Raw genomic sequence first — 19,022 nt, forward strand, 5'->3', positions numbered from 1 at the left:
CAAAAAGCTCAGGGCTTATTTTATGGAAAAAAATGTATGACCTGGTACACCAAAATACGTAAGACCTGGTCACACAATAACTTGTATGACCTGGCAAACCAATATTTTCCACAACCTTGTGTCCTATACTCGTTACTCATTAATGACGAAAACTCCCTACAAAATTTATATTGTAGGGAGCTTTTATTAGTTAGTTCATGTCTTTATACATTTTTTCTACCAATTGGACTAATCGATGATCATTACTTAGTTCGGAGATCTCCTGAAAAGCACCTGTAAGTCCTTGGTCCAAAATTTTATCCTGCAGCTCTTTTGCTTCAGTGTCTGATTCATTTTTGTAGCTCAGTGCAGCTGCAATAACAGTTACTAAATATTGCGGGTCCTCTTTCAACCGCTCTAAATATTCAACAGCTGGACGGACCAGACGGTCTTTCGGTCCAAGCTTCCGAATCGGAGCACGCCCAACACGGGTGACTTCATCCGACAGGTCCGGGTTTAAGAAACGGTTGATGATCTGGTCTATATAAGCCTCATGTTGTTCCTTGCCGAATCCATACTTCTCAATCAGTACAGCTCCCGTTTCACTTAGTGCGCCTTCAACCTTTTCCTTGACTCTATGATCGTCCATCGCGTCTTTGATCGTTGAATGACCATAATAGCTTCCGAGATAGGCCGTCGCTGCATGTCCTGTATTGACCGTGAACAACTTCCTTTCAATATAAGGTGTCAGGTCCTCCACATAGGTGATTCCTTCGACTTGCGGCTGGACCCCTTTTATAGTCGGGGTTTCCACTACCCATTCATAATAGGGTTCAACCTTCACAGTTAAAGGATCTTCATTGTGTTGATCCGGTACAATCCTGTCTACGGCTGCATTCGGAAATCCGATGGAATCTTCCAATTGATTCTGCAACGTTTCATCCATGTTTTCAAGCACATGTTGCTTCAATGTTTCAGACCCACCAATCATGTTTTCACAAGCAATGACATTCAAAGGTCCAGATTGATCTGTGATACGTTTTTCTACTCCTTCTGCCAAAAGCTTTGCGATGACAGGAAGAATGTTAGGTCCAACAGCTGTTGTGACAAGGTCTGCTTGAGCGATCGCTTCCACAACGTCTTTGGGCTGTTTCATACTGTTCAATCCGCTGACATTTTTAACCTTAATGTAAGAATCGTCCCCAGCCAACTCCACTAGGTACTGATTGCGTTCATTCAATAGATCGATCAACGCCTCGTTCACATCGACAAAAACGGTCTCGTAACCAGACTGATCAAGAAGCGCGCCGATGAAACCTCGTCCTATATTCCCTGCTCCGAAATGAACAGCTTTCATCTTACTCCACCTCGCTGAACGTCTGGAGAACTTCTTCCTTCGTTTCCGCTGCAATTAATTTTTCAACATTCTCTTCTTCTGAACAAACGATAGCAATTTGAGAAAGGATTTCTAAATGCTCGTTGCCTTTTCCAGCAATCCCGATTAGGAGTTTAACGATATTTCCGTCTCCGAAATCCACCCCTTCTGGAACCGTAACAACAGAAATACCTGTTTCATTGACGGCTTTCTTCGCATCCTCTGTACCATGCGGAATGGCTACGAAGTTCCCCATGAACGTGGATGTGATTTCCTCACGCTTCAGCATTTCTTCGATGTAAGCTTCGTCTACATAGCCTTGTTCATTTAGAATGCCGCCAACATAGCGGATGGCTTCTTCTTTTGTTGCCAAGCTCTTGTTCAATTCGATGTTTTCTTTTTTCAAAATGTTTGTAGACATTATAAAAACTCCCTTATCCTTTTGATTTTAAAAACGTATAAAGTTGGTTGGCTAAATAATGGAGGATGTTCTCCTCCTGTTCTGATTCTAAAATCGACGTACACTCTTCATCTTCTATAATGAGAGAACTAATGAAACTCAACGTCTCTAATCCTTCTTGACTGGGTGCTTCAGGTGCCAGCATAAGCAGCATCGTTTTGATGGGCATCTCTTCTCCGTCCATCCCCTGTACCTTCAAAGGTTCAGTCAAGATATGAACCGAAAAGGAAGGCTCGTCAATAAAAGAACTACGTGCATGGTAGAGCGCGAGTTTTGTACCCGGGATCCCAAGGCCGCCGACTTTTTCCCTTTCCAGCAAGTGGCGAACGATGCCTTGCACTTCAGACACAGCTCCACTTTCTTTTAAATCCCCCACCGCATGTTCCAATGCACGATCCACATGAGAAGCTTCTATGTTCGTCACAACTAGATGATCGAGAAGCTTTCTCATGGTATGAGCATAGCGTTCATAAGCCTCAATGCTTTCTCTAATTGACTGAAACGACTTCTCACCTTGGACCTTTTGTTCCATTGCAGGCTTTCTCATTTGCTTCGTCACACGCACACGTCGAATCGCATGCTCAATTTTGTGAATATCCTTTTGAGGTAATACAGGACTCACCTGCACATAGTCCTCTATATCTACAAGACGAATGGTTGATATGATTAAGTCGTAGTGAGCCCGATCCATTCCCTCAAGATCAAACAGAGAATGGTGTTCAATCTGCTCAATTTCATTGAATTTTTTTTGTAATTTGGCCGCCAGTATTTTAGCCGTGCCGATACCGCTCGAACAAACGACAAGGACATTAATCCCTGCTACACCTTCCATGTTCAGGAGTGCAGATGCAAAATGCATGACGATAAAAGCGGTTTCTTCACGCGGGAACTGCAATCCTGGAAAAACTTCCTGAAGCGACTTTTCCACTTCTTCGAACAAAACAGGGTAATCTTCTTCCATCTGATCAGTAAATGAATTTTCAATATCCATGTTATGCTGCAAACGGTACACACTAGGTTTCAAGTGGACCACAAGATCATTCAATAAACGATCATACTCGTGGAAATCCATCCCTACACGCTGAGATACTTTGGCGATCAGCTGCTTCGCTTTAAAAGCAATACTCATACTTGAATCCTCAAGCAAAGAATCTCGATTGTACCTGGCCTTGGCTCCCATCAAATGCATCGTAATATGGCCGGTTTCCGCTTCTGGTATAGAGAGTTGGAACGCGCCGGCTAATTGATCGATCAAGCCTTCCGCAAACGTGTACTCTTTTGTAGAACGAAGCTTTTCTAACTGTGCTTCATCGATATGAATCTTTTCCCCTTGCTGCATGCGTTCAATCGCTAAAGCAAGGTGGACGACTAAGGCTATATAGGCACTATCTGCGAGAGGATACGATAAGTCTTTCCGCAACTCATCGACATGATGTTCGATAAGCGCAAGCGTTTCTTTATTTACGATATCCAGCAACTGTGTGGATAAAGAATCTTCTACCACCTGATTCCCTTCCTGGATGTTCTGCCTTACCATGGAGAAAAAATCAAGCTCGTTCATATGGGTCATGATTAATTGGCTGATGGCTTCTCTTATTCCCGATTCTTCTCCGACAACTTCGACGCCATAGCCTCTTTTTCTAACAAGTTTCAATTGAAAGTCCTTGAGGTGTTCTTCAATCTTATCAAGGTCATGACTGATTGTTGCTACCGTGACACCAAGATCATTTGCAATCGCCACAAGCTTGACAGGTTCACGAGTTTCCAAAAGCTTAGATAAAATCAACACATGCCTCTCTTCCGGCGTATAATCCACCGAAGCTTGCTTCTTCAACTCCATTTTCAGCGTTTTCATCTGATCCACAGGCCCTTTTACCAAAAGGACGCCTCCGGATTCTTTCTCTAATGCCAACTCCCTTTCGGCCAGGAGATCTCCTAATCCTTTCAAATCCCGATGCACCGTTCTTGTGCTGATATCGAGTTCTTTGGCCAATTGCTTTACCGTCACTTGATCTTCCTGACCAAGCAGGCGATCTAAAATCTTCCTTTCACGACCTGTCACATACATCCCTGATCCACCTCCTTCAAGGACAAGATTTAACAACTATTGTTTCTATACTTCTATGATAGGTTGCATCGTAAGGGTTTTCAATGATTAGAAAAGTCATCTTCGTCACACGATCTGTGACAAAATTTAATAAGCTATCCTTTTTTAAAAATGGCATAATGATCTAGATAATCAACGTCCGTAGCATGTATCGATGGGTTTTGAACATTTATCGATGAGTTTCCTACGTTTATCAGCGGGTTATTGTCATTTATCGGTGACTTCGACTTTTGATCAGCCCCCTTGAACTCTTAAGCGATTTCAGTACTATGAGCAGCTTTAGAAGTTCGAACCTTGAAACAGAATACAAAGACCTGATCGCAGGATCAGGCCTCAAGAGTTGTTATTCAGATTTAAGTTCGTTTACGAGTTCATCATACTTCGGACTGTTCAAGAAATTTTCAACTGAGATGTGGTGAGCGTTTGGTACCCTTTGTATCGCACGTTCCGTCAAGTCTTTGTGAGTGATGACAATGTCTACATCATTAGGCAGATCATTGATGGCCATGTTGGTGACATCAATTTGGATGCCGGCTTTCTTGAACTTGTTCTTCAATAGAGATGCTCCCATTGCACTGGACCCCATCCCCGCGTCACAAGCGAAGATGATTTTATCGACACGGCTGCGGTCTACGGAAGGAACGACATCTGTGTTTCTTTCTGAAACCTCTTCATTCACTTTTTCTTTTTGCTCTTCTTGTTGAGAATTCAACTGTCCAGAAACAGAGCTCTTCTTCCCTTTCATTTCTTCCATTTTTGCTGTAGCTTCGTTCAAATTTTCTTCCTCGTCATTTTTGCTGAATTTAAGGATGAAGGAAGCGACTAGGAATGATGCTAGTGTCGCAAGAAGAACACCTGCAATGACACCAAGGTGATCACCTCTGGCAGTCAATGGCATAAGTGCAACAATACTTCCTGGAGAAGGAGTCGCCGTCAAACCAACACCGAATGCTACGAACGTTGTTGTTCCGGTTACACCACCGGCAATGGCTGCTAAAATCAATGCCGGTTTAGACAAGATGTAAGGGAAGTAAATTTCGTGAATACCACCAAAGAAGTGAATGATGGCAGCACCTGGTGCTGTCTGACGCGAAATTCCTTTTCCAAAGATACTGAATGCCAACAGAATTCCTAGTCCAGGACCCGGGTTTGTTTCAAGTAAGAATAGAATCGATTTTCCTAATTCCTGTGTCTGATCCACAGCGATCGGACTTAGAATTCCGTGGTTAATCGCATTGTTTAAGAATAAGATTTTTGCCGGTTCTATGAAGATATTAACAAGCGGTAATAATCCCGCATTCACTAACGCTTCAACGGCAGAACCCAAAATATTCGTCAGCCCTGACATAATTGGACCGATGATATAATAACCGACAATCGCTAGGATCGCTCCCACGATACCAGCAGAGAAGTTGTTGATTAACATTTCAAATCCAGACTTAATTTTACCTTCAAAAAGTTTATCTACCCATTTGATGGCCAGACCGCCAAGTGGACCAATCAGCATCGCGCCAAGGAACATTGGAATATCCGCTCCGACAATGACCCCCATCGTAGCTGTCGCACCTACGACACCTCCGCGAAGGCCGTGGACCAGCCGTCCACCTGTAAAACCGATGAGTAGTGGCAGCAAGAAGGTGATCATCGGACCGACCATTTCTGCTAAGTCTTCATTAGGAAAGTATCCATCAGGAATAAATAAAGCGGTTATAATACCCCATGCAATAAATGCTCCAATGTTCGGCATGATCATTCCACTTAAAAAGCTTCCGAACCGCTGAACACGAGCCCTTGCACCTGTTTGTTTTTTCTCACTCATGAGATTTCCTCCTCGTCTCGTTTGTTCTCTTTTTTCTGTACTTTCATAATAAAGCGGTTACACCCCTGTGCTCAAGACAATCTAAATGCAGCTTTGTCATACAAGACGTGACAAATCTAAAAAAGGTTGACAAAACGGAAGAAACGCCGGGCACAAACAGTGACCGACGTCCTTTTCAATCTCTTCTTTTCTTCAAACCTGCTTTTATTCCTTTCGCTACCCAATGGTGAATGAAAAGGGCCACACCGATTCGAAAATAGCTTTCAAATTCAATCAGAAAAAGGGAGATGAGCCATTCATAAACTACCCATGTCATTAGAACGGTCAATGTAGAGGACATGAAACCCAGCAAGATGGATTCGTGAGAAAAGTATTCCAAGTACGTGATCATGGTAAAACCAGTGAACAAAGAAAAACTTCCAACCCACTGTTCTCCACCCCATAGATGATTAAATAAAGCGAAGATCATCAAGATGAATGCACAACTAAATAAAATCGCTCGCTGAGAAGGGCGTTTTCTCATCCAGACTCGGATTCCTTCTCTTTTTTCTTATTCATGAGCTGTTCAATATAAGGTTCAATGCCTGTCCATTTACTGATCAGTTTCAACATCACTAAAAAGAAAATCCCTTCCAGAGTCACCCCTTTAACCGTATCCGCAGATAACCATTGCTCATAAATGGTGATCGGAACCATATCGATGAATTCAGAAAAAACAAAAGTTATACCAAAAGCAAAACACAGCAGGCCAAAACCCTTCCATATGGGATCCACACCTAAAAACCAGAGCAAGTAAACCATCAAGCCTATGGAGATAATGATGACCTGCTTCCCAAACTGAAGGTGAGTCCCTGTCAAAATGCCACCAATAATCATCATAGCCATAGAGAAAAATACCGCTATAAGTAAATGCTTTTCGTTCTTTCTTAGATGATGAATAAACTTCTTCATACGTTGCCTCCCCACAAAAATACCGGTCTCCATTTTATCGCTCGCCCTGGAGTGAAAACAATGGAATCATTCTCCACCCTTTTACTCATAACTTCTATAGCGATAACGCAAAATAAGACAAACAAGGAGGAAAAGATATGAACGTTGCGCAACTATTAATCAAATGCTTAGAAAACGAAGGCGTCGAATATATCTTCGGTGTGCCAGGAGAAGAAAACATCGATGTCATGGATGCCCTTCTGGACTCTTCCATCGAGTTCATTACGACGCGTCACGAAACAAGTGCCGCCTTTATGGCCGGCACCTACGGAAGGCTGACGGGCAAGCCCGGCGTCTGTCTGGCCACGCTCGGTCCGGGGGCGACCAACCTTTTGACGGGTGTGGCCAATGCGAACATGGACCACTGCCCGCTTATCGCGATTACGGGACAGGCGGGGCTGAACCGTCAACACAAGATCTCGCACCAGTACTATGACCTTGTAGACATTTACGCTCCTGTAACCAAGTGGAACGCACAAATTAAAACTGGAGAAATTGTCCCGGAAGTTGTTAGAAAAGCGTATCAGTTGGCGATGCAGGAAAAACCAGGAGCGACCCATATTGATTTACCTGAAGACGTGGCGAGCATGGAAGTATCGGCTGAGCCCCTTCCGATTACCGGTCATTCTCTTCCACAAGCTGATGAAAAAGTCATCAAGGAAGCGGCGGACCTGCTTTCCAAGGCCGAAAATCCTCTGATTTTAGCAGGAAACGGAATCACTCGGGAACAAGCAGCCAATGAGCTCCAATCATTAGCAGAAAAAGCGAACATCCCTGTGGTCCACTCCTTTATGGGAAAAGGTGCCCTGTCCTGGAAACACGAACTTAGTCTTCTCACAGCTGGACTAAGTGGGAAAGATCATATCACCTGTGGTTTTCAAAAAGCTGATCTAATCATTCCGATCGGTTTTGATATGGCAGAAACACCGCCACAAAACTGGAATCCGACCGGGGAAACCCCCATCTTGCATATCGATACGGAGGAAGCAGAAATTGATGCGTACTACCCTGTCGCCCTGAACGTTGTCGGAAATATCAAAGAGAACTTAAAACAACTGACAGAAGCTGTCCCGGCAAAAGAAAGAAACCTTGACTGGGCCGCTTCCATCCGTAAAAATGTGCTGGCAGACTTTGAAGAACATAAACAAGATGAGGCTTTTCCTCTCAAACCGCAAAAAATCATTGCGGATTTACGAAACGCCATGGGAGATGAAGACATCGTCATTTCAGATGTCGGCGCCCACAAAATGTGGATGGCCCGTATGTATCATACATCCAAACCGAACACGTGCCTGATCTCCAACGGACTTGCTTCCATGGGCGTAGCGGTTCCAGGAGCGATTGCAGCCAAAATGGCCGCTCCCGACCGTAACGTCGTCGCCGTTTGCGGAGACGGTTCTTTTCTTATGACAGGTGCAGAACTCGAAACCGCGGTAAGGCTGAACCTGCCGATCATCATTCTCCTTTGGAGGGACGATGGCTACGGGCTGATTGAATGGCACCAACTGAAAAAATTCGAACGTCCATCGAACATTGAATTTGGCAACCCGGACTTTATCAAACTCGCTCAGTCTTTCGGCATGGAAGCTTTACGTGTCGACCAAGCCCAAGACCTGCAGAAAGCTCTGGACCAAGCGATTTCCATAAATAAACCTGTCTTGATCGACTGCCCTGTCGACTACAGCGAAAACATGAAACTGACGGATAAACTAAAAAATATCACATGCGAATGAGGTGAAATCATGAAAATCGGATCGATTATCAACGGTGAAGAATTTCGCGAAGATGACCGCGAGACGATGACGGTCAAAAATCCTTACAATGCGGAAGTTGTTGCGGATCTGGCCTTAGCTAAAGAAGAAGACTTAAACAAGGCGATCGACATCAGCTACGATACATTTCATCAGACGATGAAGAAAATGGCTGCTCATGACCGGGCGGACATTCTTTTGAAAGCATCCCAACTTTTGGAGGAGCGACAAGAGGAATTTGCTGAAGCTATTACTAAGGAAGCAGGGAAACCTTTACAGTATAGTCAGGGTGAAGTGCAGCGTTCGATTCAAGTCCTCCGCTTTGCGGCAGAAGAAGCCAAGCATATCGAAGGAAAAGTCATTCCGATGGATGCAGCGATCGGTGGAGAAAACCGGGTCGGTTTCACGAAGCGGGTGCCACTCGGGGTCGTCGCAGCAATCACACCCTTTAATTTTCCGTTGAACTTAACATTGCATAAAGTCGCACCAGCTATTGCAGCCGGGAACACGATCGTATTAAAACCAGCGGAGAAAACGCCGGTATCCGCCTATAAACTCGTGAAGCTTCTCCATGAGGCGGGACTACCAAAGGGGGCTATTCACTTGCTGCTTGGAACAGGAAAAGAAATCGGAGACCCCCTTGTGAAACATGATAAAATCCACAAGGTAACGTTTACCGGAAGCCTGCCCGTAGGACGCACGATTCGCGAGAATGCAGGCTTTAAGAAAGTGACGCTCGAACTCGGTTCCAACAGTCCTAATATTCTTTTTGAAGATGCCGACCTCGACTATGCCGTTCCAAGTTTAGTTAAAGGCGCATTTGCCTTTTCAGGACAGGTGTGTATCTCCGCGCAGCGAATTTACGTGCATCAGAATATCTATGACCGCTTCTTAAAAGCGTTCATAGAAAAGACCGAGGAACTGAAGATCGGTGATCCGATGAGTGAAAAGACGGATTTTGGTCCAATGATCAATGAGGATGAAGCGAAACGCGCCAAAATGTGGATTGATGACGCCGTGGAAAATGGAGCGAAAATTGAAACCGGTGGCAAGCGTGAGGGCTCTTTATTAAGCCCCACCATCCTGACTGATGTGAAAAGCGATATGAAAATCATCGCTGAAGAAGTATTCGCTCCGATTGTATCAGTCATTCCATTTTCATCTGAAAACCAAGTGGTTAGTCAATCAAACGACTCTATCTATGGTCTCCAAGCAGGTATTTTCACAAGAGACATTAATCGAGCCTTTCGTGTAGCCGATCAGCTGGAAATGGGTGGTGTCTGGATCAATGAAATGTCCACTTATCGGCAGGACAACCACCCTTATGGGGGCGTAAAGCAAAGCGGAATTGGACGAGAAGGTGTCCAATATGCGGTGGAAGATATGACAGAATTGAAGTTTTACGGCATTCGACTAAATGGATAAACGAAAAACAGTCGTCCTAGTAGGACGACTGTTTTTTAATGATTTTCTTTTTCTCCAATCCAACCACGGGCATCCATGGCTTTTACCAAATGCTTGATGCCTACCATATAGGCTGCATCACGCATCCGACACCCTTTTTCCTCTTTCATTTCGATCACCTTCTCAAACCCTGAGAGCATCTTTTCTTCTAGCTGCTTGTTCACTTCGTCTACTTTCCAATAATAATTCATGTTGTTCTGCACCCATTCAAAATACGAAACCGTTACTCCGCCGGCATTACAGAGGATATCAGGGATGACGAAAATCCCTTTCTCTTCGAGAATTTGGTCCCCGGCTGGAGTTGTTGGTCCGTTTGCAGCCTCGGCGATAATTTTTGCTTGAATCGTCGGTGCTGTCTCTTCCGTGATCTGATTCTCAACGGCAGCAGGAATAAGAATATCTACAGGAAGGCTGAACATTTTCTCGTTTGTGATCGGCTCTGCTTTTTCATAAGAAGAAGCATAATGATCCCCACCGTTCGTATACGCTAACAAATCAGGTATATCCAATCCGCCTTCTTTGTAAATTCCCCCTTTCGCATCCGTCACAGCTACAATTTTCACGCCTAATTCATGCAAAAACTTAGCCGTCATACTTCCCACGTTACCGAACCCTTGAATGGCGGCTGTCGCTTCTCCCATTTCTATTCCGAGGACTTTACACGCTTCACGAATGGTGAAAACTACCCCTCGTCCCGTGGCTTGAAGACGACCGAGAGATCCTCCGAGAACCACTGGTTTTCCTGTCAGCATGCCAGGAATGTTATATCCCCGGAGCTGATCGAATTCGTCAATCATCCATCCCATGACTTTAGGGCTTGTGTTGACGTCAGGAGCAGGGATATCCTTCTGAGGACCAATGATCGGGGTGATTTTTTTAATGTAATTGCGACTTAACTGCTCCAACTCGCGTTCGGACAGTTGTTCAGGGTCCACAATGATGCCACCCTTCCCACCACCAAATGGGAGATCAATGATGGCAGCCTTCAAGGACATCCATATAGAGAGCGCCTTCACTTCATCCAGATTGACATCCGGATGAAAACGGATCCCGCCCTTCGTAGGTCCAAGGATATCCATATGCTGAGAACGATACCCCGTGTAATTCTCAATTCGTCCATCATCCATTCTTACAGGGATCGAGACTTCAAAGACGCGCATCGGCTTCTTCAACAAATGGTAGATGTTCTCATGGAGGCCGAGCGTCTCCACCGATTCCTTCAGTAACCCCTTAACGATTTCATAAGGATTATGTCCGTGCGTCATAATATCCGATTCCACTTTATCGTACTTTTCCTTACCCATATTCCCACCTCATCTATTCCATATTTCCCCACACCAGGTCTTACATTTTTCTCCTGACCAGGTCATACAATTATTCCCAATTCACCACACTTAATTAATATCTGGATCGTATGACAATTGATCTTCATCTGATTCAATGATCACTTCTGTGACCCCACGCCAGGATTTTTTCTCCATACCATCGAGGACGCAATCCACCTGCTCGATCGACATATCCGGATTGAATTCCAGCTTCAGTTCCACATGCAGCTCTTCTCCCTCTTTCATGACCATCAGCTTCTCTCCATAGTTTCTCAAGATTGAACGGAAATCATTCCATAAAATGTCTGACCAGGTCTTACATTTTATTCCATTAAAACCATAAAAAAAGCATCCCTCTAAGGGATGCTTTTTTTATGGTTTAGAATGAAACAGCTGCCGATGCGGCTTCTTCCAGGCCATCTTCAATAATTTTTTCCGCTCGATCAGGGAATTGGTTATGACCTTCGACCACAAGTGTCGTGATATCCTCGATTCCCCAGAATTGCAGGATATTTTCCACGTAATTAACGGCCATCTCAGCAGATTTTGCTGGTCCTTCAGAGTAAACACCACCACGGGCGTTCAAGATGGCTACCTTTTTATCAGGAAGCAATCCGACAGGTCCTTCCTCTGTATAGCGGAACGTCTGCCCAGCCTGAGCCAGGTAGTCGAAATACGTGTGCAGGACAGCAGGAATGGTGAAGTTCCATAGCGGGAATGCAAATACAACTTTGTCTGCAGCCAGGAACTGATCCAAGTATGCGGTTACCGTATTTGTCGCTTCGATTTCACCTTGAGTAAGCTCCATGCCTTTGGAAAGCTTGAACATACCATTGATTTTATCGTTGTCGTAATAATCCAGGTTTTCCTCGAACAAATCCAGCTCTTCTATTTCGTGATTTGGGTGAACCTTTTTATAGTTATCTAAAAATGTGTGGTAAAGTTTGACGCTCACAGACTGCTCCATCGGTCTGGAATTCGCTTTTACGAAAAGTACTTTTGTCATCATGTGAACCTCCAATTATAAAATTAGTTGTTGTAGCAACCGAAAGGTAAGAAGATAAACCTAATGATAGCTGTTCGGACGTGGGTATAGGTTTATGTCCGTAATTCAAGATGTTGCTACACAAACTATTTAACGTGATCTATCTTATAAACTTAACGTCTACTTGTCAATCCACAAGGCTCGGAATATGGAAAATCCTCCAAATGTAACATTTTTACAAAAAGAGGTTTTCACTTCTCTTTCTGCGGATATATAGCTTATGTGCGCACAACTAAAACCAATTTCGAAAGGATGTATTTCTAAATGGCTGATCGTTACAAGACTGGTGAACAAGCTCCAGAAGCAGGTACTTACGAATTTGATGGTTTAGTGGATGGTCGTAAAAATAATGATGTAACAGAGGATGAGAAACATATCGAGTTGAGCAATGGAGATACGTTCCCACCTCTTCGCTCCAGTAAAGAGGCAGCTTACTGGAAGAAAGCATAATCATACACACACAACACATAGAAAAGTCCTGGACATCCCCCTGCCCAGGACTTTTCGTCATTTTTTCTTACCGTTAATCACCTTTAATGTCGGCGCTTGTTTTTCATCTGGCTGACGTTCAAAAGACGTAATCGTCGCCCCAATTCCAATTGTGAGTGAACCATCTGACTCCACACGGAACAACGTACCGGGCTCTTTAACGCGGACGGATTGGACATTGTGTCTGGCAAACACCTGCTGCAAGTCACCAATCAATTCATCTTTTCCATATGTGAAACCCATTTTGTCACTCCCTAAATGATCCTCTATTACTAGTAGGATATGTAAAAAGAGAGACAAACATGCCCATGAATTCAAAGAGCTTTCTAAAGCCTTCGTATCATTCATAGAGAGACGTTCCATAACGCGCTATATATAACTCAAGCGCGCATAGATGAGTGGCTTTTGCTCTCTCTTGTGTTCGCTCTTTCACCTCAGGATACTTTTCTGCTTCTACATAATCTGCGAGAACATCAATGACGTCATCTAATAATTTGGCCTTAAAATAAAGCCTCATGCGATCCACCACCTGCTTTCCTGAAAGGTTTCTCACTTTTCCCTCCCAAATCGGCCACTCCTTACTATAAACCCAAGGCCACAGCAAGGAAGCATAATCGGCTGCGGCATCTCCGATGGTTAGATCGTCCCAATCGATCATGCAAAAGTTTTCCTCATTCACTAAAATATTATGCTGACTCAGATCATTATGAACGACATCTTCCGCTGGACACTGAAAATGATTCGCTTGTTGAATTTCTTTTTCCAACTGATCCGTCATTTTGTGAAACACGTCAAAGGTCTCCGCTTTTACAAAAGGAAGACACTCTCGATCAGCATCTATAATTTTCATGTCTTCCCGGAACCGATGAATATATGTATCAATCATTGCTTCTGCACAAGTCTTCTCTCCTCCCCCGAGCACCCGTTTAAGATTTGGATCACCATGGAGTTCACTTATATTTGATAAGATTTCATCCTGCCAGGCCTGCCCTTTCCATGCTTCTCCTTCAAAAAACTCAAATACAAGACCATATGGGTGACCAGGAATGAGGGACTCTTCAATTTCCACAAGCAATTTCGGGGCTTTATAAATTTCCGTCATATATTCATGAATAGAAGCCCACTGTTTTAACCGATGTTGATGGGCCTCATCGGCAAACTTTATATGCAAACGTTTTTGTCCATCCGAAATTTGGTAGGACTGATTGACAAACCCTCCAGGATTCCAAATGTACTGAATATTCATATCGTCTGATTTCAACCCCAGCTGAGCTTCCTGAATCCATTCTTTTATACGGCTTTCTTCACAATAGTCATTCATAGACCTTTCCCCCTTAACTAGTCATTCTCTATAAAAGCTGAACCTTCCTGTCTAACGAATAAAACCACAAGACAAAAAAACCTTTCCATGTGTCTATTTGTTTAAAAGATGTCTCTATTTCTTCCCCCAACGAACGCACCATTTAACATTTTGTCAATTGTCAGACAATTATGAACTTGATATAGTTAGTTAAAACAAGGAGGAGATCCAACTTGAAGATCAATCAAAAAAGATTTCAGGAACACATCGAAACCCTAGCCAAAATCGGAAAGATTGGAGAAACCGGTGTCTGCCGCCTCGCACATTCAAAAGAAGATCGAGAAGCTGTCGATGTTGTCCGTCTCTGGATGGAAGAAGCCGGACTGGATACACACATCGATGGATTTGGAAACTTAGTTGGTCGTATCGAAGGAAAAGAAAAAGATAAACCGATCCTCATGTTAGGTTCCCACATTGACTCCCAACCTTATGGCGGGCGCTATGACGGAACGTTAGGTGCTTTAGGCGCTATTGAAGTTGTACATACGATGAAAGAAGAAGGCATCACCCCCAACCGCTCCATTGAGGTGATCTGTTTTGCTGACGAAGAAGGGTCAAGGTTCAATAAAGGCGTTTTTGGCGTCCGTGGAATCATCGGCCAGCTCGAAGAAGGCGAACTCGAACGAAAAGATAAAAATGGAGTGACCCGCTTAGAGGCTCTCAGAGAATTCGGCGTGGAACCAGATTTGAGCCAAAGTCCTGTCTATAAACCTGGCGATATTGAAGCTTTCCTTGAACTCCATATTGAACAGGGACCTGTCCTCGAATCCCAGGACAAACCCGTTGGAATCGTATCGGCCATATCCGGTCCGATCTGGCTGACGGTGACTCTTGAAGGTTTTGCTGGCCACGCAGGATCCGTGCCAATGAACTTGAGGCAGGATGCGTTTCTTGGAGCCTCCATCATTACAAAAGAGTTTAATGAACTTGTCCGCAATGAAGGCACGCCGAATACAGTCGGTACCGTTGGCAGTGTCCAGACTTTCCCGAACTCCCGCAACATCATCCCTGAAAAAGTCGAGTTCACGATTGACCTTCGCGATATTGACTTGGATGCCCGCACAAAACTCGAAAAGAAACTGTATGAAATCATCGAACGCACGAGCAAAGAACTGAACCTTGAATACTCAATCAGTGAAGACACACGCAGTGATCCACGCTATTGCGCAGACTGGATTAAAGACATCATGAAAACAGAAGACGAACAACTCGGTTACGATTCACCAACCTTGATGAGCGGACCTTTTCACGATGCCTTATTCATGTCCTATATCAGTGATTACGGTATGATTTTTGTCCGTTGTGAAAAAGGCATCAGCCACAACCCGTTGGAGTTTGCCGAAATGGAGGACATGGAAAAGGGCGTGGAACTTCTTTATCACACAGCGATGAACATCGCTCAGTCTTAAATGGAGGGAGATGAAATGAAAGCAACCAAAGTATTCATCAATGGAGAAGTCATCACCGCCGATCAGTCAGGCACCGTTCATGAAGCCCTAGCTGTCAAAGGAGAGCGTATTCTCCAAGTTGGAACAACGACCGACATTATGGAACGGTGCGATGCTCATACAGAGATCATTGATTTGAATGGAAAAAGTCTGCTTCCCGGATTCAACGATGCCCATGCCCACCTCGAGTTATACGGCACCAATCAGCTCGGCGTCAACTTGAAGCAGGAGGATTCCATAGAATCTATCATTGAAAAACTTCAAATGCGGGCTGAGGAAACACCCTCTGGAGAATGGATCCGCGGATGGGGTTACAATCAGAACACACTGCTCGAAGATCGCCATCTGACCAAATGGGATTTGGACAAAGTGTCCACGTCCCACCCCATCATTGTCGTACGCACGTGTGGTCATATATCATGTGTGAACAGCAAAGCTCTAGAAATGGCAGGTCTCACGTCACAAACACCGAACCCTCCCGGTGGCACCTATCACAGAGATAATGAGGAACTTACCGGTCTATTGCTAGAAGCCGCCCATATGGAGATGTTCCAGCTTGCTGATTATTCAGAAGCAGAGGTGATGCTCGGACTGCAAATCGCCTCGGACCATTTTTCACAAAACGGAATAACGAGTGTCCATGATGCAGGTGGATACGGCACCAAACACATCCGTTATTTACAAAAGGCAGCCCAAGAAGGAAAGATTACACAGCGACTCTATGTCATGTATGGTTCCCTCTACGATTCTCCATCCGTTGTCAAAGCAGGTGTAGAGAGCGGCATCATGACAGGACTCGGAGACGATACATTTAAAGTCGGCCCTGCGAAAGTTTTTATTGATGGAAGCAGCAGCGGTCCGACATGCAAAACCCGTGATCCATATAAAAGTAATCCAAATGATTCTGGAATTCTATATATGAACCAAAACGAATTAGACCGACATCTCCTACCGGCGCATAAACAAGGATGGCAGATCACCGCACACGCTATGGGGGACGAAGCCGTACATATGCTGCTGACCACAATTGAGCGAGCGCTCAATCACAGTGGGAATATTAACCATCGTCACAGACTTGAGCATGCAGGGATCACTCCCCCTGACCTTGTAGAAAGGATAAAATCGACCCTTGCTGTCCCCATTCCAAACCCTGCTTTTCTTTACGAATTTGGGGATGGATATATCAACGATTACGGCGACAGAGTCCACCACTTTTTCCCGTTAAAAAGTTACGTGGATCAGAACATCCCGTTTGCCATCGGCTCTGATAGCCCGATTACAACGGTGAATCCGCTGATCGGCATCCACGCAGCCGTCAATCGGACAAGCAAACACGGCCACCCTGTAGGGCAAAACCAATCCATTACGGTCGAAGAAGCGATCCGTGCTTATACATGGGCAGGGGCTTATGCCAGTAATGAGGAAGATTTAAAAGGAACCTTAGAACCAGACAAGTACGCGGATCTTGTGATTCTCGATCAATCCATTTTGCGTTGTCCTTCCCTCCAACTGAAGGAGATCCAAGTAGAAATGACGATTCTAAATGGAGATATCGTGTTTGAAAAACAAAAGGAGGATGCCCATTGACCAAGCAAAAGTTTATTAAAATATACTGTCTTTCTTTAACCATCCCATTTTTACTTCTCGTCTTCCCGTTGTTCTCCATCGCCAACAGGGAAACACCATTCATTATCGGTTTACCTTTTTCAGTATTCTGGGTCATTTTTTGGATCGTTGTCACGTTCATCATCGTCTTATTCCTATACAAAATCGATCCTGACAAAGACGAAAAGGAGGTCCACTAAATGGCACAATGGCAAATTGCAATGATCATGATGATCGGTTATCTCGTCGTCGCTTTATTCATCGGAGTTTTAGCTGGCCGTAACCAGGACAAAAGTTCACTAGAAGAATTCACCACAGCGAAAGGGAATCTCGGGCTATTCGTCATGTGGTTCCTCATGGGTGGAGCCGTTTTCAGCGCCTTCTCCTTCCTTGGCGCACCAGGATGGGCCTTTTCCCGCGGTGCACCAGCTTTGTACATCATCACCTATACTGCCTTCGCCATCTTGCCTTGGTATATCATTGGCCCGAAAATCGGTGCCATTGGCCGCAAGCACAACATCTATACGGTCGCCGGGTTTTTACAGCTGCGCTACTCCAGCCGTGTGATTGCCATGATTATCGGAATTGTCGCTTTACTGGCTTCCATCCAGTACTTGGCCACACAAATGAAAGGGATGGCCTATATCTTCAACATCATGACAGAAGGACGGATTCCATTCTGGCTTGGTGCGCTGCTTTCTTACGGAATCGTCGTCGTCTACGTAGCTACCGGTGGACTTAGGGCGGCTGCCTGGTCTGATGTATTTCAAGGAATTCTCATGATCGTCATTTCCTGGACGGTCGGGCTAACAATCGTCAATCAGCTTCACGACAGTGTGCCGAACATGTTCCGTAATCTGACCCAGGACAACCCGGGCTTTCTGCAAATCGGTGCCGAAGGATCAACGATGTCCATGATGGCCTACACCACCACCATACTGGTATCAACCATCGGGTTTCTCATGTGGCCGCACTTGTTTTCAAAATCCTATGCCACAAAAGCACGTACCATCAAGAAAACCGTGCTCGTCTATCCGATGTTTGCCTTGTTCCTAATCCCGCTCCTGTTTGTCGGGTTCTCTGCTGTCAACGTCATCCAATCCGACCAAATCGGTTCACCGGATGAAATTCTACCCTACTTGATTACAACGGTTCTCACATTGCCGGGCTGGGTGTATGGCCTTGTCGGTGCTGGTGCGCTTGCTGCAGCCATGAGTACTGCAGATGCCATCACGCACAGTGCATCCCTTGAGTTTACAGATGGCTTGATCCGCAACGTCAAAAGAGATCTATCATCGAAAGCAACCCTTTTAATCATGAGGATCGGCGTTTTTGTCATCGGTGGACTCGCCTATTTCATTACCGTCTTCGGCGGACAGGGATTGATTGCCCTCCTCCTCGGAGCCTACGGATCAATCGTCCAATTCGCCCCAGGGGTGTACGGTGCTTTATATTCGAAAAAAATCACTGCTCCCGCTGTCATTACAGGGTTAATCTCAGGTACCGTCGTCAACTATTACTTCCAGCTTATTGCGGACGCTCCACCATTGGATATTAATCCTGGTATCCTCGGCTTAATCGTCAACGTTGGACTCGTCGTCCTGATCAGTGCTTTTTCTCAAGGAAAAGAAATGCCAATGGCAGAGGAGTATAGAAAAATCGGTTCATAATAAAAAGGACGCTGAGTTTACTAAACTCAGCGTCCTTTTTCATGAATAATCAAGCGGGGGCAATCTCTGCAAAGATAAACATCAAGAAGAGGGACCCGAAAAGAATAGCCCTTGTGACTTTGATAGGACAAGGGT

18 protein-coding genes are annotated in these 19,022 nt (G+C 44.7%); 7 read left to right on the top strand and 11 right to left on the bottom strand.

What is annotated here, in order from left to right:
• Positions 1 to 190: 190 nt before the first annotated feature.
• The 6 genes from HFA01_RS05115 to HFA01_RS05140 all read right to left on the bottom strand — a co-directional run bounded on the left by HFA01_RS05115 (position 191) and on the right by HFA01_RS05140 (position 6,691).
• On the bottom strand, positions 191 to 1,336 hold the full coding sequence (locus HFA01_RS05115; protein ID WP_146813882.1) for a mannitol-1-phosphate 5-dehydrogenase: 1,146 nt from the start codon (positions 1,334 to 1,336) through the stop codon (positions 191 to 193).
• 1 nt (position 1,337) lies between these two features.
• A complete protein-coding gene (locus HFA01_RS05120; protein ID WP_146813884.1) occupies positions 1,338 to 1,775 on the bottom strand; it encodes a PTS mannitol transporter subunit IIA in 438 nt (145 codons plus the stop codon).
• Positions 1,776 to 1,788: 13 nt separating this feature from the next.
• Positions 1,789 to 3,882 carry a BglG family transcription antiterminator gene (locus HFA01_RS05125; RefSeq protein ID WP_146813886.1) on the bottom strand — a complete coding sequence of 698 codons (2,094 nt, stop codon included), beginning with the start codon at positions 3,880 to 3,882 and terminating at the stop codon, positions 1,789 to 1,791.
• Positions 3,883 to 4,264: 382 nt separating this feature from the next.
• Entirely contained in the window at positions 4,265 to 5,740 is a 1,476-nt protein-coding gene (locus HFA01_RS05130) for a PTS mannitol transporter subunit IIBC (protein WP_146813888.1), read from the bottom strand.
• A 175-nt stretch (positions 5,741 to 5,915) separates the two neighbouring features.
• The gene (locus HFA01_RS05135) at positions 5,916 to 6,263 is read right to left on the bottom strand and encodes a hypothetical protein (protein WP_146813890.1); all 348 of its coding nucleotides are present in this window, start codon (positions 6,261 to 6,263) and stop codon (positions 5,916 to 5,918) included.
• Positions 6,260 to 6,691, bottom strand: coding sequence for an NAD(P)(+) transhydrogenase (Re/Si-specific) subunit beta (locus HFA01_RS05140; protein ID WP_146813892.1), 432 nt, complete (start codon positions 6,689 to 6,691; stop codon positions 6,260 to 6,262). The genes HFA01_RS05135 and HFA01_RS05140 overlap by 4 nt, the downstream gene beginning before the upstream one ends.
• Before the next feature lie 137 nt (positions 6,692 to 6,828).
• On the opposite strand from HFA01_RS05140, the gene HFA01_RS05145 reads away from it, so the two are divergent.
• On the top strand, positions 6,829 to 8,463 hold the full coding sequence (locus tag HFA01_RS05145) for an acetolactate synthase large subunit (RefSeq protein ID WP_146813894.1): 1,635 nt from the start codon (positions 6,829 to 6,831) through the stop codon (positions 8,461 to 8,463).
• Between the two features lie 9 nt (positions 8,464 to 8,472).
• Positions 8,473 to 9,906 (top strand): aldehyde dehydrogenase family protein, encoded by a 1,434-nt coding sequence (locus tag HFA01_RS05150; protein WP_174787802.1) that lies wholly within the window; start codon positions 8,473 to 8,475, stop codon positions 9,904 to 9,906.
• A gap of 35 nt (positions 9,907 to 9,941) precedes the next feature.
• On the opposite strand, the gene HFA01_RS05155 is transcribed toward HFA01_RS05150, so the two are convergent.
• The 3 genes from HFA01_RS05155 to HFA01_RS05165 all read right to left on the bottom strand — a co-directional run bounded on the left by HFA01_RS05155 (position 9,942) and on the right by HFA01_RS05165 (position 12,276).
• Positions 9,942 to 11,249 (bottom strand): Glu/Leu/Phe/Val family dehydrogenase, encoded by a 1,308-nt coding sequence (locus tag HFA01_RS05155; protein WP_246139277.1) that lies wholly within the window; start codon positions 11,247 to 11,249, stop codon positions 9,942 to 9,944.
• Between the two features lie 90 nt (positions 11,250 to 11,339).
• Positions 11,340 to 11,522: a hypothetical protein gene (locus tag HFA01_RS05160; protein WP_146813898.1), complete on the bottom strand. Its 183-nt coding sequence runs from the start codon at positions 11,520 to 11,522 to the stop codon at positions 11,340 to 11,342.
• A gap of 127 nt (positions 11,523 to 11,649) precedes the next feature.
• Positions 11,650 to 12,276 carry an FMN-dependent NADH-azoreductase gene (locus HFA01_RS05165; RefSeq protein ID WP_146813900.1) on the bottom strand — a complete coding sequence of 209 codons (627 nt, stop codon included), beginning with the start codon at positions 12,274 to 12,276 and terminating at the stop codon, positions 11,650 to 11,652.
• A 303-nt stretch (positions 12,277 to 12,579) separates the two neighbouring features.
• On the opposite strand from HFA01_RS05165, the gene HFA01_RS05170 reads away from it, so the two are divergent.
• Complete coding sequence (locus tag HFA01_RS05170) at positions 12,580 to 12,765, top strand: YjzC family protein (protein WP_146813902.1); 186 nt, start codon at positions 12,580 to 12,582, stop codon at positions 12,763 to 12,765.
• A gap of 57 nt (positions 12,766 to 12,822) precedes the next feature.
• Here HFA01_RS05170 and HFA01_RS05175 read toward each other — a convergent pair whose 3' ends face one another.
• Positions 12,823 to 13,047 carry a hypothetical protein gene (locus HFA01_RS05175; protein ID WP_146813904.1) on the bottom strand — a complete coding sequence of 75 codons (225 nt, stop codon included), beginning with the start codon at positions 13,045 to 13,047 and terminating at the stop codon, positions 12,823 to 12,825.
• 97 nt (positions 13,048 to 13,144) lie between these two features.
• The gene (locus tag HFA01_RS05180) at positions 13,145 to 14,125 is read right to left on the bottom strand and encodes an aminoglycoside phosphotransferase family protein (RefSeq protein WP_146813906.1); all 981 of its coding nucleotides are present in this window, start codon (positions 14,123 to 14,125) and stop codon (positions 13,145 to 13,147) included.
• Positions 14,126 to 14,337: 212 nt separating this feature from the next.
• On the opposite strand from HFA01_RS05180, the gene HFA01_RS05185 reads away from it, so the two are divergent.
• From HFA01_RS05185 to HFA01_RS05200, 4 genes are read left to right on the top strand one after another with little or no spacing between them, the layout of a single operon-like run.
• Positions 14,338 to 15,573 (top strand): Zn-dependent hydrolase, encoded by a 1,236-nt coding sequence (locus HFA01_RS05185; RefSeq protein WP_146813908.1) that lies wholly within the window; start codon positions 14,338 to 14,340, stop codon positions 15,571 to 15,573.
• Between the two features lie 15 nt (positions 15,574 to 15,588).
• A complete protein-coding gene (locus tag HFA01_RS05190) occupies positions 15,589 to 17,199 on the top strand; it encodes an amidohydrolase (protein WP_146813910.1) in 1,611 nt (536 codons plus the stop codon).
• Entirely contained in the window at positions 17,196 to 17,417 is a 222-nt protein-coding gene (locus tag HFA01_RS05195) for a DUF3311 domain-containing protein (RefSeq protein ID WP_146813912.1), read from the top strand. Before HFA01_RS05190 ends, HFA01_RS05195 begins: the two co-directional genes overlap by 4 nt.
• Positions 17,418 to 18,887 (top strand): sodium:solute symporter family protein, encoded by a 1,470-nt coding sequence (locus HFA01_RS05200; protein WP_146813914.1) that lies wholly within the window; start codon positions 17,418 to 17,420, stop codon positions 18,885 to 18,887. It abuts the gene before it with no gap.
• The last annotated feature ends 135 nt before the right edge of the window (positions 18,888 to 19,022 follow it).

Source organism: Halobacillus faecis, from assembly GCF_007991335.1.
GTDB classification, from domain to species: domain Bacteria; phylum Bacillota; class Bacilli; order Bacillales; family Halobacillaceae; genus Halobacillus; species Halobacillus faecis.

What these genes read in the sequence shown, in the direction of transcription:
- HFA01_RS05115 (WP_146813882.1), bottom strand. Translation starts at nt 1,336, where the DNA reads ATGAAAGCTGTTCATTTCGGAGCAGGGAATATAGGACGAGGTTTCATC.
- HFA01_RS05120 (WP_146813884.1), bottom strand. Translation starts at nt 1,775, where the DNA reads ATGTCTACAAACATTTTGAAAAAAGAAAACATCGAATTGAACAAGAGC.
- HFA01_RS05125 (WP_146813886.1), bottom strand. Translation starts at nt 3,882, where the DNA reads ATGTATGTGACAGGTCGTGAAAGGAAGATTTTAGATCGCCTGCTTGGT.
- HFA01_RS05130 (WP_146813888.1), bottom strand. Translation starts at nt 5,740, where the DNA reads ATGAGTGAGAAAAAACAAACAGGTGCAAGGGCTCGTGTTCAGCGGTTC.
- HFA01_RS05135 (WP_146813890.1), bottom strand. Translation starts at nt 6,263, where the DNA reads ATGAGAAAACGCCCTTCTCAGCGAGCGATTTTATTTAGTTGTGCATTC.
- HFA01_RS05140 (WP_146813892.1), bottom strand. Translation starts at nt 6,691, where the DNA reads ATGAAGAAGTTTATTCATCATCTAAGAAAGAACGAAAAGCATTTACTT.
- HFA01_RS05145 (WP_146813894.1), top strand. Translation starts at nt 6,829, where the DNA reads ATGAACGTTGCGCAACTATTAATCAAATGCTTAGAAAACGAAGGCGTC.
- HFA01_RS05150 (WP_174787802.1), top strand. Translation starts at nt 8,473, where the DNA reads ATGAAAATCGGATCGATTATCAACGGTGAAGAATTTCGCGAAGATGAC.
- HFA01_RS05155 (WP_246139277.1), bottom strand. Translation starts at nt 11,249, where the DNA reads ATGGGTAAGGAAAAGTACGATAAAGTGGAATCGGATATTATGACGCAC.
- HFA01_RS05160 (WP_146813898.1), bottom strand. Translation starts at nt 11,522, where the DNA reads ATGGTCATGAAAGAGGGAGAAGAGCTGCATGTGGAACTGAAGCTGGAA.
- HFA01_RS05165 (WP_146813900.1), bottom strand. Translation starts at nt 12,276, where the DNA reads ATGACAAAAGTACTTTTCGTAAAAGCGAATTCCAGACCGATGGAGCAG.
- HFA01_RS05170 (WP_146813902.1), top strand. Translation starts at nt 12,580, where the DNA reads ATGGCTGATCGTTACAAGACTGGTGAACAAGCTCCAGAAGCAGGTACT.
- HFA01_RS05175 (WP_146813904.1), bottom strand. Translation starts at nt 13,047, where the DNA reads ATGGGTTTCACATATGGAAAAGATGAATTGATTGGTGACTTGCAGCAG.
- HFA01_RS05180 (WP_146813906.1), bottom strand. Translation starts at nt 14,125, where the DNA reads ATGAATGACTATTGTGAAGAAAGCCGTATAAAAGAATGGATTCAGGAA.
- HFA01_RS05190 (WP_146813910.1), top strand. Translation starts at nt 15,589, where the DNA reads ATGAAAGCAACCAAAGTATTCATCAATGGAGAAGTCATCACCGCCGAT.
- HFA01_RS05200 (WP_146813914.1), top strand. Translation starts at nt 17,418, where the DNA reads ATGGCACAATGGCAAATTGCAATGATCATGATGATCGGTTATCTCGTC.